Source organism: Hydrotalea flava (assembly GCF_001623405.1).
In the GTDB taxonomy this organism is placed as follows: Bacteria; Bacteroidota; Bacteroidia; order Chitinophagales; family Chitinophagaceae; genus Hydrotalea; species Hydrotalea flava.
Genome location: NZ_LUHG01000086.1, coordinates 34624 through 51279, shown reverse-complemented (window position 1 = coordinate 51279; position 16656 = coordinate 34624). Strand labels below are relative to the sequence as shown.

The 16656-nt window shown below is 38.0% G+C and carries 15 protein-coding genes; 10 read left to right on the top strand and 5 right to left on the bottom strand.

Annotated elements, in window-relative coordinates; all coding sequences use genetic code 11:
- Positions 1 to 25 precede the first annotated feature (25 nt).
- From A0F92_RS09970 to A0F92_RS09960, 3 genes are all read right to left on the bottom strand, one after another.
- The gene (locus A0F92_RS09970) at positions 26 to 1051 is read right to left on the bottom strand and encodes a rod shape-determining protein (RefSeq protein ID WP_068245144.1); all 1026 of its coding nucleotides are present in this window, start codon (positions 1049 to 1051) and stop codon (positions 26 to 28) included.
- 235 nt (positions 1052 to 1286) lie between these two features.
- Complete coding sequence (gene purD / locus A0F92_RS09965; protein WP_068245141.1) at positions 1287 to 2582, bottom strand: phosphoribosylamine--glycine ligase; 1296 nt, start codon at positions 2580 to 2582, stop codon at positions 1287 to 1289.
- A 222-nt stretch (positions 2583 to 2804) separates the two neighbouring features.
- Entirely contained in the window at positions 2805 to 4250 is a 1446-nt protein-coding gene (locus A0F92_RS09960) for a POT family MFS transporter (RefSeq protein WP_068245138.1), read from the bottom strand.
- Positions 4251 to 4471: 221 nt separating this feature from the next.
- Here A0F92_RS09960 and A0F92_RS09955 point away from each other — a divergent pair, with 221 nt between their 5' ends.
- The gene (locus A0F92_RS09955) at positions 4472 to 5176 is read left to right on the top strand and encodes a fatty acid desaturase (protein ID WP_167517002.1); all 705 of its coding nucleotides are present in this window, start codon (positions 4472 to 4474) and stop codon (positions 5174 to 5176) included.
- The gene (locus tag A0F92_RS15615) at positions 5140 to 5400 is read left to right on the top strand and encodes a hypothetical protein (RefSeq protein ID WP_167517001.1); all 261 of its coding nucleotides are present in this window, start codon (positions 5140 to 5142) and stop codon (positions 5398 to 5400) included. The genes A0F92_RS09955 and A0F92_RS15615 overlap by 37 nt, the downstream gene beginning before the upstream one ends.
- Positions 5401 to 5430: 30 nt before the next feature.
- On the opposite strand, the gene acs is transcribed toward A0F92_RS15615, so the two are convergent.
- Positions 5431 to 7464 carry an acetate--CoA ligase gene (gene acs, locus A0F92_RS09950; RefSeq protein ID WP_253810338.1) on the bottom strand — a complete coding sequence of 678 codons (2034 nt, stop codon included), beginning with the start codon at positions 7462 to 7464 and terminating at the stop codon, positions 5431 to 5433.
- Between the two features lie 428 nt (positions 7465 to 7892).
- On the opposite strand from acs, the gene A0F92_RS09945 reads away from it, so the two are divergent.
- The 6 genes from A0F92_RS09945 to nth all read left to right on the top strand — a co-directional run bounded on the left by A0F92_RS09945 (position 7893) and on the right by nth (position 12689).
- Positions 7893 to 8804, top strand: coding sequence for an ATP-binding cassette domain-containing protein (locus tag A0F92_RS09945; protein ID WP_068245135.1), 912 nt, complete (start codon positions 7893 to 7895; stop codon positions 8802 to 8804).
- A 64-nt stretch (positions 8805 to 8868) separates the two neighbouring features.
- Positions 8869 to 10158: a phosphopyruvate hydratase gene (gene eno / locus A0F92_RS09940; RefSeq protein ID WP_068245132.1), complete on the top strand. Its 1290-nt coding sequence runs from the start codon at positions 8869 to 8871 to the stop codon at positions 10156 to 10158.
- 265 nt (positions 10159 to 10423) lie between these two features.
- A complete protein-coding gene (locus tag A0F92_RS09930; protein ID WP_068245126.1) occupies positions 10424 to 10723 on the top strand; it encodes an FtsB family cell division protein in 300 nt (99 codons plus the stop codon).
- A gap of 110 nt (positions 10724 to 10833) precedes the next feature.
- Positions 10834 to 11067, top strand: a complete 234-nt coding sequence (locus A0F92_RS09925; RefSeq protein WP_068245123.1) for an anti-sigma factor — start codon at positions 10834 to 10836, stop codon at positions 11065 to 11067.
- A gap of 37 nt (positions 11068 to 11104) precedes the next feature.
- On the top strand, positions 11105 to 11986 hold the full coding sequence (locus A0F92_RS09920) for an alpha/beta hydrolase (protein WP_167517000.1): 882 nt from the start codon (positions 11105 to 11107) through the stop codon (positions 11984 to 11986).
- Between the two features lie 37 nt (positions 11987 to 12023).
- A complete protein-coding gene (gene nth / locus A0F92_RS09915; RefSeq protein ID WP_068245121.1) occupies positions 12024 to 12689 on the top strand; it encodes an endonuclease III in 666 nt (221 codons plus the stop codon).
- A gap of 1 nt (position 12690) precedes the next feature.
- Here the strand turns inward: nth and prfA are convergent, their stop codons facing one another.
- Positions 12691 to 13752 (bottom strand): peptide chain release factor 1, encoded by a 1062-nt coding sequence (gene prfA, locus A0F92_RS09910; RefSeq protein ID WP_068245118.1) that lies wholly within the window; start codon positions 13750 to 13752, stop codon positions 12691 to 12693.
- A gap of 86 nt (positions 13753 to 13838) precedes the next feature.
- Here prfA and A0F92_RS09905 point away from each other — a divergent pair, with 86 nt between their 5' ends.
- Both A0F92_RS09905 and A0F92_RS09900 read left to right on the top strand, forming a co-directional pair.
- Positions 13839 to 15410, top strand: a complete 1572-nt coding sequence (locus A0F92_RS09905) for an N-acyl-D-amino-acid deacylase family protein (protein WP_068245114.1) — start codon at positions 13839 to 13841, stop codon at positions 15408 to 15410.
- Positions 15411 to 15477: 67 nt separating this feature from the next.
- Entirely contained in the window at positions 15478 to 16647 is a 1170-nt protein-coding gene (locus tag A0F92_RS09900) for a dipeptidase (protein WP_068245110.1), read from the top strand.
- The last annotated feature ends 9 nt before the right edge of the window (positions 16648 to 16656 follow it).

The following is a 16656-nucleotide window of genomic DNA, read 5'->3' as shown; positions in this document are numbered from 1 at the left end:
AACTGTACAGATTTTTTTAATACGGCTATCGCATAATGAAAGGAAAGCGTTGATAATTTTTAAGCGCCAGTCCGGTACCTCTTACCACACTTTTTAATGGGTCATCTGCTACATGTACAGGAAGTTTAATTTTCGCACTCAATCTTTTATCGAGTCCTCTTAAAAGGGCACCTCCACCGGTAAGGTATAAACCTCTCCGGTAAATATCGCCGGCTAATTCAGGAGGTGTGGTTTCCAGCGCTTTTAAAATGGCTTCTTCAATCTTAAAAATACTTTTATCCAAGGCTTCTGCAATTTCCTGATAGCTCACCATAATTTGTTTGGGGATACCTGTTACCAGATCGCGGCCATTAACAGGCATATCATCGGGTGGATTATCTAAATCTTTCATTGCAGCGCCCACATTTATTTTAATTTGTTCTGCAGTTCTTTCTCCAATTAATAGACTGTGATAGCGGCGTAATGCCTCCATAATATCGGCTGTAAATTCATCTCCGGCTATACGAATAGACTGGTCGCACACAATACCTGCCAAAGCAATAACGGTAATACCGGTGGTACCTCCGCCAATATCAATAATCATGTTTCCAACGGGTTCTTCAACATCTATACCAATACCCAATGCCGCAGCCATGGGTTCATGAATCATATATACCTCTTTGGCACCTGCCTGCTCGGCACTATCGCGTACCGCTCTTTTTTCTACCTCGGTAATGGAAGATGGAATGCAAATGACCATCCGCCAGCTGGGTGGGAAAAGTGGTTTTTTAGGATATACCAGCTTAATTAATTCCCGAATCATTAATTCGGCAGCATTAAAATCGGCAATTACACCATCTTTCAGGGGTCTTACCGTTCTAATGCTTTCATGGGTTTTTTCATGCATAAGCAAGGCTTTTTTGCCTACAGCCAGTACTTCTTTCGGATTATTTCTGTTCAAGGCAACAATACTCGGTTCGTTTACCACAATTTCATCGTTGTGAATAATTAAAGTATTCGCTGTGCCCAGGTCGATGGCAATTTCCTGGGTTAAAAAATTAAAAACTCCCATGTAAATGATGATTCTCTAAAGATGAATAAATTAGTTGCAAAGGTGTATGAAAAATAGGTAACTATCAAAGCCAATTGTGTTTTTATTGAAACTGAATATAATTTGTACGTGAATATTTTGTTTGCCGGACACATGCAGTTATCGATGATACTATAATTGACTTAGATATTCTGTAACTCTAACGCAAAAACTATTTTTTTATTGGCTCTGAAAATACGAATAATCGTGCCAGAGTTTATAAAAATTCGTAACCAATATCATTTCTGTAATACATTCCATCAAACGAAATAGCAGATAATGTTTGTTTGGAAAGCGTTACTGCTTCCTGCAGTTGATGGGCTAATGCCGTTACCGCCAAAACCCTACCCCCGTTGGTTACAATTTGGTTGTTATCTAAACAGGTGCCTGCATGAAATACCATTACATCTGCTCTTTTAGGCAATGTATCCAAACCATGAATGGGTTTGTTTTTTTCATAGGCTTCCGGATAACCGCCACTAACGGCTACAATGGTAGCTGCAGCGCGTTCATCTACATTAATATTTACATCGGCTAATGTGCCATTGTGCATAGCTGCAAACAGGGCTACCAAATCGGTTTGTAACCTGGGTATTACTACTTCAGTTTCCGGATCGCCCATACGGCAATTGTATTCAATTACATAGGGTTTATTACCAACTTTCATTAATCCAAAGAAAATAAAGCCGTTGTATTCCAATTGTTCATCCTGTAATCCTTTTATAGTGGGCTGAATAATGGTGGTTTCTACTTCTTGCATAAATGCATCATTGGCAAACGGAACCGGACTAATACAGCCCATGCCGCCGGTATTTAAACCGGTATCACCTTCTCCAATTCTTTTATAATCTTTTGCATGGCCAATTATCTGATAATCTGTGCCATTGGTTAATACAAAAACACTCAGCTCAATACCGGTTAAAAATTCCTCTATTACAACTTTTTTTGAAGCTTCCCCAAATTGCGCATGTTGAATCATGTTTTCGTAAACAGAGAGCGCTGTTGCATGGTCTTCGCAAATTACAACACCTTTTCCGGCAGCCAGTCCATCGGCTTTTAATACAATGGGTAAGCTATGTTGTTGAATATATGCTTTACCTGCTTCAAAATTGGTTGCAGTAAAACTGGCGTATGCAGCAGTTGGAATGTTGTGCCTTTGCATAAACAGTTTTGAAAATGCTTTGCTACCCTCAAGTTGTGCTGCATTTTTGGAAGGGCCTACTACAATACCATCCCAGTATTTGATTCCTTCCTGATTGATTTCCTGCATAAAATCGTAGATCCCGTTTACCAAAGGTTCTTCGGGGCCAACCACCAGCAAGCCTATTGTTTGTTCTACACAAAAATTTCTGATACTGTTAAAATCGTTGAGGGATAAAGATACATTGGAGCCGTATTGTTGTGTACCTGTATTTCCGGGTGCAATAAATAAAGCATCGCAATGATAACTTTCCGATAATTTTTTGGCCAGTGCGTGTTCACGACCTCCACTACCTAAAAGAAGTATTTTCATTAGAATTTGTTTGTTGATATGATGCGAATCAATTCAATGGTTTTTGATGAAAAAACAGAAAAACCGGCGGATTGGGTTTTATTAAAAAATATAACCTGTTTTCCGGATGGCTGCGAAATTAGCACCTTATTTTTAACTGAAAATATTAGTTTAGGTATTGGAAGACATAAAATAAAAAGCAGTCCTTCAAACAAACTGCTTTTTTAATGTTATTGAGATGGGTTACCCTGCTGAAGCTGCATCTTCCAAGACATAGTTTTTTTCGGGCAGCATTTTGGCTATTAACATATACACAATCAAAAATCCTGATAAAATTGCCACAAATAACCAAAAATAACTGGCACCTGTAAATTTGGCAAAAATACCTCCGCTAGCAATGCTGCTGTTTACAAAAGCGGTGAATAAATTACCTACGGCAACAGTTAATAACCAAATAGCACTCATGGTACTTTTCATTGATTTGGGTGAGTTGGTATAAGCGTACTCCAACCCGGTGATAGAAACCATTACTTCCGATGCAGAAAGTACGGCATAGGCCAAAATTTGCCACCAAACACTGGGGTGCCCGCCATGATCAATAGCTGTTTGAATGAGCGCTATAATAACAAATGATGTGCCGGTTAAAAATAAACCTGCCCCAATTTTTCTGAGTGGCGTTACTTTAATACCCAATTTTTCAACCAATGGATAAATGCCATAAGTAAAAATGGGTATCATCATTAATAGAAATAACGGATTTACTGTTTGTATTTGTTCAGGTAAAAAGGTTTTACCAAAAATATTGAGGTTTAATTTTGTTGCTTGTAAAACCCATTCTGAAAGGCTTTGATCCCACATAGCCCAAAATATGGGTACAAAAGCAAATACCATTAACACCCGGTTTACTGCCTTTACACCATCAATTGACTCAGCACTGTATTGCTCACCTACTGCCTCCCAAGTGGTTTTACCATTGCGGTTACTGAATGCTTTCATCAAATAATAAGACATTATAAACACATAATTTTCTTTTTTAATGCCGGAAGGAGGTATCCTTACATAGTATTTACGGCCTAACCAGAAAATAAGTGTTGCCAGCAACATTAATAAACCCGGTACGCCAAAGGCAACAGATGGGCCAAAAGATTTATACAATACAGGAATGAGCATGGTAGAAAATACAGAACCGGCATTAATACTAAAATAAAACCATCCATAAACTTTACTCATCAGGCTTTGATTCGATTTATCGAACTGATCGCCTACATTGGCCGATACACAAGATTTAATGCCACCGGCTGCTACGGCTATAATCACTAAACCTGTGCTAAATAACGGTAAGCTATGGGTAGATAGTGCCAGCGTTAAATTACCTATGGAATATAAAATAGATACATAAAAAATAACTAAGTATTTACCAAAAAACCAATCTGCAATAATGCCACCCACTAATGGCATTACATAAGCCAATGAAACAAAAATATGGGTTTGTTCATTGCTTTTAGCTTCAGCAATAGCAGTAAGTGCCGGATTGTGTGTGGGATTAAAAAATTGTGCAACCAGAAAAGTTGCCAAAATAGACCGGATGCCATAAAAACTAAATCGTTCTGCAGCCTCGTTGCCAATGATGAATGGAACGGCTTTGGGCATACGTGGCTTAGGTGCAATCGTTTCTTTTAATTCACTCATAATGCATTTTTAAAGTTTTAAAGATATTGGAATTATGTATTTCTGGTTCAAAAAATTGTAAATTAATGGCCGGAATGTTGCACTGGTAAAATATACTACCTCATTTATATATTGTTTTTACTGGCTTATATGGCATTTACGCATACAGGCTAGTGGTGCTGACTGCACTGATATATGCCTGGCTGCTGATTCTGCTTATTGAATTATTACGCAGCCCAGATATGACGAATCTTTCAGAGTGGGAGGAAAAGGCTGCAAAAAATAATTTTCATTATGATGCGGTTTTGTATGTGGAAGTAGTGTTGCATATTTTATTATTCATTATTCATTGTTTTTTAGGTAGTATGCAAACAATAGGATTGCCTTTTACCACTGTTATAGCCCGAATTGCAACCATGGGCTTATTATGCAGCACATTTGGTATTAATGTGGCGCATGAGTTGGGGCATCGGCAAAAAAAATATGAACAGGCACTGGCAAAAATTGCTCTGTTAACCAGTTTATACATGCATTTTTTTATAGAGCATAACCAGGGACACCATAAATGGGTGGCAACACCAAACGATCTGAGTAGTGCGCCTTTGCATTTATCGGTATATGGTTTCTGGGTTAGAAGTGTAACCGGCACATATCAAAATGCCTGGAGAATAGCCAATAAAAGTATTCAGCAACAAGGCCTCCTTGTTATGCATTACAGGAATGAAATGATGCAAATGCAATTCATTCAAATAATATGGATGGCAGGCATTTGGTATTGGATGGGCTGGTTAATTACCTGTTATTATATAGCAGCCGCAGTAATTGGGTTTTTGTTGTTAGAAACCGTGAATTATATTGAACATTATGGATTGCAGCGAAAAAATTGGCTGATGATAAATATGAACGAGTCATGCCCTGGCATAGTTGGAACAGCAACCATGTTATAGGGCACTTAATGTTGTTTGAATTAAGCAGGCATAGTGATCATCATTATATGGCATCCAAAAAATACCAACTATTAAGGCATCAACCCCAATCGCCACAAATGCCTACCGGTTATCCGAGTATGATGTTACTTAGCCTTTTGCCGCCATTATGGTTTTATATGGTTCATCAGCAAATGCAGAAAATTGGATTATTGCCAGAAACAAAAAATCTCACCGAACAGTGAGATTTTTGAGCATTATTTTTTTAGTAAAGTTTATAATTTCCCTCTTTTTATTTCATCTACAACACTAGGATCTAATAATGTAGTGGTATCGCCCAAATTCTCGGTTTCGCCTTCGGCAATTTTTCTGAGAATGCGGCGCATAATTTTACCACTTCTGGTTTTCGGTAAGCCACTTACAAACTGAATTTTATCTGGTTTGGCAATGGCACCAATAATGCGGGTAACAGTTTGCAAAATATCTTTTCTTACCAAATCGCCGGTGCCATGTGTATCCTGACCATGTGAACCTTGATAAATGACAAAAGCATAAATGCCTTGCCCTTTTACATCATGTGGGTAACCTACCACGGCACTCTCTACCACGCCGGCATGCATGTTAATGGCATTTTCTACTTCAGCAGTACCAATTCGGTGCCCGCTTACGTTGAGTACATCATCCACTCTTCCGGTGATGCGATACATACCTTCTTTGTTTCGCATAGCACCATCACCGGTAAAATACATGCCGGGGTAAGTGGCAAAATAATTGGTGCGGCAACGTTCATGATCGCCATAAGTGGTTCTTAAAATACCAGGCCAGGGTGCTTTAATACAAAGATTGCCTGATACAGTTGCGGCATCACCCTGTTCAATTTCTTTGCCATTTTCATCTACTAAAGTCATTTGCACACCGGGTAATGGCAAGGTGGCCCATCCGGGTTTGGATGGTGTAATACCCGCAATGTTTGAAATTAAAATACCTCCGGTTTCTGTTTGCCACCAGGTATCAACAATGGGGCATTTTTTCTTTCCAATATGTTCATGATACCAATGCCAGGCTTCTTCGTTAATGGGTTCACCTACCGTACCCAATACCTGTAACGAAGATAGGTTTTTGCCTGCCAGCGGCCCTAAACCAAAACCCATTAAACTTCTGATGGCAGTAGGTGCGGTGTACAAAATATTTACTTTGTATTTGTCTACAATATCCCAAAAACGACCGGCATCGGGCCAGGTAGGTATGCCTTCAAACATTAGCGTGGTAGCACCGGCAGATAATGGTCCGTAAACAATGTAGCTATGCCCGGTAATCCAGCCAATATCAGCCGTGCAAAAATGTATTTGTCCCGGTTGGTATTGAAAAACATTTACAAAACTGTAATTGGTGTATACCATGTATCCGCCACAGGTATGCACAACACCTTTTGGTTTGCCGGTTGAGCCGGAAGTGTATAAAATAAATAAGGGGTCTTCTGCATCCATTTCTTCGGCTACAAAATCTGTTAGCCCCAAGGTTTCTATTTTTTTAATTTCATCTTCCCACCAAACATCACGCCCTTTTATCATAGAAACCGGTGTTCTGGTGCGTGTACAAACAATTACCCTTTGTACGGTTTTATTGCCAATTAAAGCATCATCAATTACACTTTTTAAAGGAATGTCTTTGGCACCTCTAAAAGCACCGTCGCAGGTAATAATGTAAGTTGCTTTTGCATCTTCTAACCGGTCGGAAATACTTTGGGCCGAAAAGCCACCAAATATTACTGAATGTATGGCGCCAATTCGGGCACAGGCTAAAACTGCAATGGCCAATTCAGGAATCATGCCCATGTAAATACAAACCCTATCACCTTTTTTAACGCCATTATTTTTGAGTACATGCGCAAATAAACAAACTTTTTCATGCAATTTTTTATAGGTAAGTACCCGGTGGTGTTCGTCAGGGTCATTGGGTTCCCAAATAATGGCCGGCATATTGCCCATTTTTTCTAAATGTCGGTCTAAGCAGTTTTCTGTAATATTGAGTTTGCCGCCTTTAAACCATTCAATTTTTGGTTCTGTAAAATTCCACTCTAAAGTTTTATCCCACTTTTTACGCCAGGTAAAATTTTCTGCAATGTTATTCCAGAAAGCTTCCGGATTTTCAACACTGTTTTTGTAATCGGATTGATACTGTGCTACAGTTTTAATTTGATAAGGATACGACATGGCAATCAATGTTTTGGCAATAAAATTAAGATTATTGGTTGGCATGCAGTGATGGGCATGTTGTTTTTTGTTGCAAAATGCAAAGGTTTGCGCCATAATGGTAACATGGTTTTCTGCTTTCCATCATTTTTTTAGGCTATTTTAATTTAAATGGTAAGCATCAAAAATAAACACAAGTCTATCTTTGCATTATTATTTCATGAACAATTCAACTTTTAAAATGAAACAATATGTTTCGTAATTCATTGCTGTCGGGTATTTTTCTTTTAACATTTTCTATTCATTGCAAAATAATTTTAATGAAGCAAAAGTGATTGCCCAAAAAACAATTCAAATTTATTTTGCTCAATTTTCCTGTTGCGATTGGTGTAGTAATCTGGTTTAGGTTCTACAAACCATCAATTTAATAGCCAATGTTATTTCAATTACTTTCTGTTTGAACAGATGAAAATATGAGGTTATTTTATGTTTTTGTTGCAATCTGCTTAGGTTTAAAGTAGTACTTTCGGGCAAATTAGCAACACATGTCGGTCGAAGTGCAACATTTACTGAAACAGTATGGTACACAATTGGCAGTAAACGATATAAGTTTTAAGCTGAATAAAGGAGAAATTACCGGTTTTCTCGGGCCAAATGGTGCCGGTAAAAGTACCACCATGAAAATGATAACCGGCTATTTACAGTCCGATGCCGGAACCGTTTTAGTGAATGGAATAGATGTGCAACGGAATCCAATTGACGTAAAAAAAATGATTGGATATTTGCCCGAGTCAAATGCATTGTACTATGAAATGTATGTGAGTGAATACCTTTATTTTGTTGCCGGTATTAAAAAAATAGATCAAAAATGGAAGCACATAAAAAACGTAATTGCCCTTACCAGTCTGGAACTTGAAAAAAATAAAAAAATAGGGCAGCTTTCAAAAGGATACAAACAAAGGGTAGGTCTTGCCGCAGCATTAATTAATCAGCCTGAAGTACTTATTTTAGATGAGCCAATCAGTGGGTTAGATCCCAATCAAATTGTTGAAATTAGAAATGTTATTAAACAACAGGGAAGCGATAAAACGGTATTGTTTTCTTCCCATACTTTACAGGAAGTGAATGCAGTATGCGATCGAGCCATTATTATTCATGAAGGAAAAATAGTGGCCAATGATTCGTTGCAAAATTTACAACATCAAAAAAATGAAGTGGCAACTGTTATTGTAAGTTTTCGGGAACAGCATTTAACTTTAGAGCAATTAAAATTCAATTTTGTTGATCGTGTAGAAATGATAACACCGGGTAATTTTAAATTACATACCAAACAAGAGCAATTGGTAAGAAAAAACCTGCTGGCTTTTGCCTTACAGGAAAATTTGAATATACTTTCCCTACAAACGGAACAAAAATCGCTGGAAGAAGTATTTCGCCAGCTAACACTTGGTAGTTAAATATATCAGAAAAAATTCCACAGATAAATTAATTTCGCATCCAATAAATTAAAAATAAGCAACCATGAGTTACATTGTAGAAGTACATGCCCGCCAAATATTAGATAGTCGCGGTAACCCAACGATTGAAGTAGATGTTTTAACCGATGAAGGTATCATGGGCCGTGCAGCAGTACCCAGTGGTGCCAGCACCGGTGTACATGAAGCCGTTGAATTGCGGGATAATGATAAAAAAGTTTATCAGGGAAAAGGCGTTTTACAGGCTGTAAAAAATGTAAATGAAACAATAGCAGAAGCAGTAGTGGGTTATGATGTTGCCCAACAAGTGGCCATTGATGAGGCGATGATTGAATTAGATGGCACGCCCAACAAAGCTAAATTAGGTGCCAACGCAATTTTAGCAGTTAGTATGGCTGTTGCAAAAGCTGCTGCTGAAGAAGCAGGATTGCCTTTATATCGCTACATAGGTGGTACCAATGCAAAAACATTGCCCATTCCTATGATGAATATTTTAAACGGTGGTGCACACGCTGATAATAAAATAGATTTTCAGGAATTTATGGTAATGCCTATTGGTGCCCCATCTTTTAGTGAAGGATTGCGCTGGGGTGTTGAGGTTTTTCACGCATTAAAATCAGTATTAAAGAAAAAAGGTTACAGTACCAATGTGGGCGATGAAGGTGGTTTTGCACCTAATATTCAAAGCAATGAAGAAGCCATTGATACGGTAATGGCGGCAATTAGCGCTGCCGGGTTCAAAGCCGGAACACAGATGGCCATTGCCATGGATCCTGCAGTAAGTGAAATGTTTAATGCCGATAAAAAAATATATCATTTTCATAAATCAGATGGCAAAGAACTTTCTATTGAAAAAATGGTAGATTTTTGGGCTAACTGGGCAAAAAATTATCCCATTGTTTCTATTGAAGATGGGATGGCTGAAGACGACTGGGATGGCTGGAAATTATTAACACAAACATTGGGCAGTAAAATACAATTGGTGGGCGATGATTTGTTTGTTACCAACGTAAACCGTTTACAAAGAGGTATTGATGAGCATATTGCCAATGCATTATTGGTGAAAGTAAATCAAATTGGATCAATTACTGAAACAATTAATGCCGTTACTTTGGCGCAGCACAATGGTTATAATACCATCATGAGTCATAGAAGTGGTGAAACTGAAGATGTAACCATTGCCGATTTAGCTGTTGCATTAGGTTGCGGACAAATTAAAACCGGCTCCGCTTCCCGTACAGATAGAATTGCCAAATACAACCAGCTGCTTAGAATTGAGGAAGAACTGGGTTCAACAGCCATCTTCCCAACCGGTAAAATTAAGTTTGCTAAGTAGTGATACTTAATTACTTATTGAATGAAAGAGGGAGGCATGGCAACATGTTTTCTTCTTTTTTTTATGCTTTTTTCAATAAAACAGCAAATATTCCGTTTAATAAACAAAATAACTTTCAACTCAAGTAATTTTGGCATGAGGCTGCTCAAATCAATTTGAAATATTCTTTTGTGTTCTTGATATGAATCAATCAGTTGAAAAAAAATTGTTACATTACAATGCATTTGGTTGTTTAAAAGGTTGAAATAAAAATGTTCTCTTACGCATGAAAAAAATTTCCTCATTTTTTTACAATAAGTATGTGCTGGTCACCGCATTTTTTGTGGTTTGGATGCTATTTATTGATCAGCGCGATGTTTTTTATGTATTGCAGCAAAAACATCAATTACAATCACTGCAATTAAAAAAACAATACTATGAACAGCAAATTAAACTGGTACAAATAGATTTAGATAATTTACAGCATAATCCCGCCGCAATTGAAAAATTTGCCCGTGAAAAATATCTGATGAAAAAGCCCAATGAAGATGTTTTTATTGTGGAAGGCGATGTTTTCCACAATTAATGCACTACTGCAACAATTGAAATAAAAGCTCGTTTAACTGAGGTCGTCTTGTTTGATTAAAAAACGAAACAACAAATCACCAATAACACTGCAAAAAATATCCAGTAACAATGAAATCATTTACAGAAGAAGCACTATTATTATACCTTTATCAGGAAACCGATAAAAACTTAACCAAAGAAATTGAAGCAGCATTAGAAGAAGATATTCATTTGCAAGAAAGACTGAAATTACTGCAACGCAGCATCAAACAATTAGAACGGTTAAAAAAACAATCAAAACATCCCCGCGAAGAGTCTGTGAACAGTATTTTGGCGTATGCTAAAAAATTGGCTAAAAAATAACGTATTTTTAGTTTGCTATTTTTCAAAAACACATGTTATGAAATCATTTTTATTGGCATTGGTGATTTGCACCACAGGTTACTTTGCAGTAGCTCAATCGCACGGTACAGTAAGTGAACATGAAGTAATTAAAAGTAATATTCTGCATAAAGATGTAGCGTATGCAGTGTACCTTCCTTTCGATTATACCACTTCAAACCGCAATTATCCTGTTGTTTATTTATTGCATGGGTATACTGATGATCAAACCGGTTGGTTGCAGTTTGGTGAAATAAACCGCTATGCAGATAAGGCTATTGCCGATGGTACCATTCCTCCTATGATTATTATTATGCCGAATGCTGACTCAAGCTGGTATATTAATTCATTTGATGGGAAAGAAAATTATGAAGACTTTTTTATGAAAGAGTTGATGCCAACTGTTGAAAAAAAATACCGTATTAAAGCTGAAAAAAAATTCAGAGGTATTGCCGGACTATCGATGGGTGGTTATGGCACTTTAATATACGCTATGAAATATCCCGATTTGTTTGCAGCAGCAGCCCCACTCAGTGCCGCCGTTTTTACCGACGATGAGATGGTAAATATGCCACAAAAAAGCTGGGATATAACATTTGCCAGATTATATGGTAATAACTTAACAGGTAAACAGCGTTTAAATAATGCCTGGTATCAAAATTCAATTTTAAAAATGGTAGAAAATACACCGGCAGATAGTTTGAAAAAAGTACGTTACTGGATGGATTGTGGTGATGATGATTTTTTAACAAGAGGTAACTGCATGCTGCATATTGCATTAACCGATAAAAAAATTCCACACGAATATAGGGTACGCGATGGGGCGCATAACTGGACATACTGGCGCACCGGAATTACAGATGCACTTCAGTTTATTGGAAACAGCTTTCACCAGTTTTAGCCACTTTTCTTTGTTGTATTCTATTTGAAGCAGGTGTATGACCAAAAAAGAACGTTATAAAATTGTATTAGATTATTTTGAACGTAGCATACCCAATGCGCAAACAGAATTAATATACCATAATCCGTTCCAACTGCTGGTTGCTGTTATTCTTTCTGCACAATGCACTGATGTTCGGGTTAATCAAACCACACCGGCTATTTTTAAAAAGTATCCTAACGTGGCTGCATTGGCGCAAGCTACATTTGAAGAATTATTACCATTAATAAAAAGTATATCTTATCCCAACAATAAAACCAAACATTTAATAGGCATGGCCAATATGCTCATTCAAAAGTTTGGGGGCGAGGTACCCATGACGGTGAATGAATTGGTTCAATTACCCGGAGTAGGCCGAAAAACAGCCAATGTAATTACCAGTGTTATTGATCAGCAACCCAATATGGCGGTAGATACACATGTTTTTAGGGTAAGTGCCCGTTTGGGGTTAACTACAAAAGCTACTACGCCCTTAGCAGCCGAAAAGCAATTGATTCAATACATACCCGAAACATTGGTGCACAAAGCACATCATTGGCTTATTTTACATGGGCGATATACCTGTTTGGCACGCAATCCTAAATGCAGTGCATGTGGTTTAACCGAAATATGTTTGTATTATAAAAAACAAATGAAAAGTAAAACCTTAAAAACAACCGCATAGCTTACTGATTGGCCATTTTTGCAGAGTTTTCTGCCAATTGCAGTGCTTCAATAAATTCATCAATTTCGCCATTCATTACTGCATCTAAATTATACGAAGTTAATCCAATTCTGTGGTCGGTAACCCTTCCCTGCGGCCAGTTGTAGGTGCGAATTTTTGCACTTCTGTCGCCGGTGCTTACCAAAGTTTTTCTTTGCCGGGCAATTTCTTCTTCCTGTTTACGCACCTGTTCTTCATACAATTTTGTACGCAGCATTTGCATAGCCTTTTCGCGATTCCCTAACTGTGTTCGCTCTGTTTGGCATACCACCACTGTTCCGGTGGGTATATGGGTTAAAAATACCTTGGTTTCTACTTTGTTTACATTTTGTCCGCCGGCACCTCCACTTCTGGCAGTTTCCATTTTAACATCACTTTCTTTCAACTCAAAATCAACTTCTTCTGCTTCCGGTATCACTGCAACAGTAGCCGCCGAAGTATGCACACGACCCTGTGTTTCAGTAGCGGGCACACGTTGAACACGGTGTACCCCACTTTCAAATTTTAAAGTTCCATACACATCTTCGCCGGTTACTTCTACCACAACTTCTTTGTAGCCACCTGCTGTGCCCTCACTTTCACTCACAATAGCCGTTTTCCAACCCTTTTTGGCACAATAACGTAAATACATTCCTAATAAATCGCCTGCAAAAAGGCTCGCTTCATCGCCACCAGTACCGGCTCTAATTTCCAAAATGGCATTTTTATCATCCTGCGGATCTTTCGGAATTAATAATTGGGTTAATATTTTTTCTAATGAATCTTTCTTCATTTCTAATTCCGGTAATTCCATTTTAGCCAGCTCTTTCATCTCCTCATCGTTGCTATTCAGGTTTTCTTTTACAAACTGATAGTCGTTGAGTACCTTTTTGTATTCCTCAAATGGTTGTACAATTTTCTCTAAGGAACGGTATTCCTTGCTAAGTTTTCCAAACGCTGCCTGGTTATTAATAATCTCCGGGTTGGTCAGTGCAACACCTACCTGGTCAAATCGCGCTTTAATGGCTTCTAGTTTATCCAGCATATCCACAAAAAATTTTGAGTTGGCAAAAGTACTGCTTTGCAGTAAGATTAAGTTTCCTTAATTTCAATCACCCCAAAACAGCACACATGAGAAAATTAATTTGGCTTTTTATTGTTCTTTTCCCCGTTGCACTAACAGCCCAAACTGCTGATATATTGATAAAAAATGGGAAAATTATCAATGGAACAGGTAATAATTGGTTTTATGGTGATGTGGCTGTTGTGAACAATAAAATTGCAGCGGTAGGTGATCTCTCTGCCTGGAAAAGCGCCAAAATAATTGATGCCGCCGGAATGATAGTAGCACCTGGTTTTATAGATGTACACACGCATATTGAAGGCGATGAAGTCCGAAATCCTACAGCAGATAATTTTATTTATGATGGGGTAACCACGGTAATAACGGGTAATTGTGGCCTTTCTAAAGTAGATATTGGAAATTATTTTAAGTGGTTAGACAGTTTGCATCTTTCTATTAACATTGCATCATTAGTAGGGCATAATGATATACGGAAAGCCGTAATGGGCACTGCCCGAAGAGCGCCCACTGAAGCTGAAATGTTGCAGATGGAAGCTATTACCCGAAAAGCAATGCAGGATGGAGCAGTAGGTTTGTCAACCGGTTTAATTTACATTCCCGGTACTTATGCCGCTACCGATGAAGTGGTAGCTTTAGCTAAAGTGGCTGCAGCCTATCATGGTGTATACGCTACCCACATGCGCGATGAGGGGGATAGTGTAGTTCCGGCTATGCAGGAAGCATTGCATATTGGTACAGCTGCAGGTCTGCCTGTTGAAATTTCGCACTTTAAATTAAGTGGCCAGCAAAACTGGGGAAGAAGTAAAGAAACACTTGCGTTAATAATAGATGCCAGAAAAAAAGGGATTGATGTTACCATTGATCAATATCCCTATACCGCCAGTAGTACCAATTTAGGAACATTGTTACCTGATTGGGTATTGGCAGATGGCAAAGATTCAATTAATGCCCGATTCAATAATCCTGTTATCCGTGAACAGGTAATTGCTTATATGCTACAACGCTTAAGTAAGCGAAAATTAAAGCATTTCAGTTATCCGGTAGTAGCCAATTATGCTTTTGATACTGCTTTTAATGGGATAAGTATCGAAACAATAAACCTGTTAAAAGGCCGAAAACATACGGCCAAAGCTGAAGCTGAAACCGTTTTAGAAATGATGCAGCACGGTGGTGCCGGTATGGTGTTTCACGGCATGAGTGAAACAGATGTGCAATACATTATGCAGTATCCTTTCTGCATGTTTGGCTGCGATGCCGGTATCCGAGTTTTTGGTGAAGGTGTGCCGCATCCTCGTGGTTATGGCAGTAATGCGAAAATTTTAGGAAAGTATGTTCGTGAGGAACATTTGTTTTCTTTGGAACAAGCCATTCGACGTATGACCAGTCTGCCGGCACAAAAATTTCACTTACAAAACAGAGGATTGTTATTACCGGGATATGCGGCAGATATTGTAGTGTTTAATCCGGATACAGTAACCGATAAAGCTACCTATGAAAAACCACACCAGTATTCAGAAGGGTTTAAATATGTGGTAGTGAATGGAACCATTACATTGAAAAATGGGCAGCATACCGGCGCACGAAATGGTATTACACTAAAAAATAGTGCATCATTTTAATGGTTTCATAAAGAAGTACGATTTTGAAAATAGCTTGTTGTATTGCATTAATTATAAACATTCATATATGAAAATATTTTTTACCCTAATCGCTTTGTGTTTTGCTATCAGCTTAACTGCACAACGTTACCAACGCATTACACAGCGGGCAATTTTAGTAGATACACATAACGATATTTTGAGTGCCTGTATAGAGAAGAAGGTATCGTTAGATCAAGATTTGAAAGGTGTTACCATGTCTGATTTAAAAAGATTTAAACAGGGGGGCGTAGATGTACAATTTTTTTCTGTGTGGTGTGATAGTGACCAAAGGAATCCATTTGACTTTGCGAATCGTGAAATGGATACATTGTATGCCGTGGCTGAACGAAACCCTGATAAAATGGCTATCGTAAAAAATTATAGCCAGTTAATGCAAGCGGTAAAAGCACATAAACTGGCAGCATTATTTGGCGTAGAAGGTGGGCACATGATTGAAAATGATGTATCCAAACTTGATAGCCTGTATAAAAGAGGTGCCCGCTATCTAACACTCACCTGGAATAATTCAAACCCCTGGGCAAGTTCGGCAATGGATGAAACCCTTCACCCAGATGCATTGCAACAAAAAGGACTGTCTGATTTTGGAAAAAAATTAGTACAACACATGAATCAATTGGGAATGATGATTGATGTATCGCATGTAGGTGAACAAACTTTTTGGGATGTAATGCATACCACTACAAAACCTGTAATTGCTTCGCACAGCGATGTTTATGCGCTTTGTCCAGTTTTTCGAAATTTAAAAGATGATCAGATAAAAGCGATTGGTAAAAATGGAGGTGTTGTACAATTGAATTTTTATTCTGGATTTTTAGACAGCACTTTTATGCAAAAACAAAAACTGTTTGGTGTGCACCATCGCCATGAATTAGATTCAATGATTCATGCAGGAACACAACAAGATTATGCCCTAATCATTTTATTTGAAAAATATGCGGCAGAAATAAATAGCTGGCGGCCTCCATTATCCTTACTGCTCGATCATTTGGATTATGTGGTACATTTAATTGGTGTAGACCATGTTGGCATTGGATCTGATTTTGATGGCATTAACGCTGCACCGCAGCAATTAAATGATGTTACAAATTATGCGCTCATTACCAAAGGTTTATTGCAAAGAGGATACAGTAAAAAAGATATCAATAAAATTTTAGGCGGTAATTTGTTGCGTGTTTTCAAACAAAACGAAAATTAAAAATAAAAG